Here is a 253-nt window from a genome sequence, read left to right on the forward strand (position 1 = left end):
TCGATTGTGACGGGTGTCAGAGGCTGGCGTCCAGCGCCGCGATGATCGCGTCGCCCATCTCGGCGGTCGAAACCGGGGTGCCGCCATCCGGGCCCATCAGGTCGGCCGTGCGCAGACCGTCGGCGAGGACTTTCTCGACCGCTTTTTCCAGACGGTCGGCCTCGGTCAGTTCGCTGAAGGAATAACGCAGCGCCATGGCGAAGGAGAGGATGCAGGCGATCGGGTTCGCCTTGCCCTGACCCGCGATATCGGG

Annotated in this window: 1 protein-coding gene; it reads right to left on the reverse strand. The window is 66.0% G+C overall.

The features are described 5' to 3' along the window. Positions 1 to 16: 16 nt before the first annotated feature. Positions 17 to 253, reverse strand: a 237-nt coding sequence (locus tag JI666_RS22285; RefSeq protein WP_286171034.1) for an isocitrate/isopropylmalate family dehydrogenase, incomplete at its 5' end; no start/stop codon positions are given.

Source organism: Bacillus sp. NTK071, assembly GCF_017303315.1.
Lineage (GTDB): Bacteria > Bacillota > Bacilli > Bacillales > Guptibacillaceae > Guptibacillus.